Source organism: Microvirga arvi (assembly GCF_016892765.1).
Taxonomy (GTDB): Bacteria; Pseudomonadota; Alphaproteobacteria; order Rhizobiales; family Beijerinckiaceae; genus Microvirga; species Microvirga arvi.
In genome coordinates this window covers 1-1,148 of the sequence record NZ_JAFEMD010000188.1, presented here as the reverse complement: position 1 = coordinate 1,148, position 1,148 = coordinate 1, and the positions used below count along the sequence as shown (strand labels likewise).

1 protein-coding gene is annotated in these 1,148 nt (G+C 60.5%); it reads left to right on the top strand.

Annotated elements, in window-relative coordinates; translation table 11 throughout:
* The first annotated feature begins 45 nt into the window (after positions 1 to 45).
* Positions 46 to 1,080 carry an IS481 family transposase gene (locus ILT44_RS30450; RefSeq protein ID WP_204243346.1) on the top strand — a complete coding sequence of 345 codons (1,035 nt, stop codon included), beginning with the start codon at positions 46 to 48 and terminating at the stop codon, positions 1,078 to 1,080.
* Positions 1,081 to 1,148 lie beyond the last annotated feature (68 nt).

Here is a 1,148-nt window from a genome sequence, read left to right as displayed (position 1 = left end):
CGGGGTGCGTAGCGCCCGGCCTCGGCGTTCCCAAGGAGCACCGTCATGACCAATGAGCAGAAGATCATCCGGGCCAAGGTCGGCCTGCTGGAACTGGCCAAGCAGCTTGGCAATGTCAGCCAGGCCTGCAAGATGATGGGCTATTCCCGCGACAGCTTCTACCGCTTCAAGGAGCTCTACGAGACCGGCGGCGAACTGGCTCTGCAGGAACTGACCCGGCGCAAGCCGCTGCTGGCCAACCGCACCCCGCCCGAGGTGGAAGCGGTGATCATCGAGCTGTCCCTGGAGCAGCCGGCCTTCGGTCAGATCCGCCTCGCCAACGAGGTGCGCAAGCACGGCCATTCGATCTCACCGGCCGGGGTGCGTGGGGTGTGGCAGCGGCACGATCTCGAGACGATGAAGAAGCGGCTCAAAGCTCTGGAAGCCAAGGTCGCGCAGGAAGGTCTGATCCTCACCGAGAGCCAATTGGCAGCCTTGGAGAAGGCCAAGGCCGAGAAGGATGCGCACGGCGAGTTTGAGAGCGAATGCCCCGGCTATTGCGGAGCCCAAGACACCTTTTACGTTGGCACCATGAAAGGGGTCGGACGCATCTACCAGCAGACCTTCATCGACACCTACACCAAGGTGGCGTTCGCCAAACTGTACGACCGCAAGACACCGATTACGGCCGCCGACCTGCTCAATGATCGCGTCCTGCCGTTCTTCGATGCCCACGAGGTGAAGCTATGTCGGGTGCTCACCGACCGCGGCACCGAGTACTGCGGCAACCCCGAGCACCATGAGTACGAGCTTTATCTGGCGGTCGAGGACGTGGACCATTCCCGCACCAAGACGAAGAGTCCACAGACGAATGGCATCGTGGAACGCTTCCACAAGACGGTGCTGGACGAGTTCTATCGCGTGGCATTCCGCAAGAAGATCTATGGCTCGATCGCCGAACTCCAGACTGATCTCGATGCTTGGGTTCGGAGTTATAATGAGGAGCGGCCGCACCAGGGGCGGTGGTGCTTTGGCAAGACGCCGATGCAAACCTTCGTAGATGGCATGCCGCTGGCAAAGGAGAAGATGATTGCAGCCTGATCCTGCCGGACAGGCTCAACCCGATCACTCTCTGACGCTGAATGTCAGATCAAATGCCGACTACTACA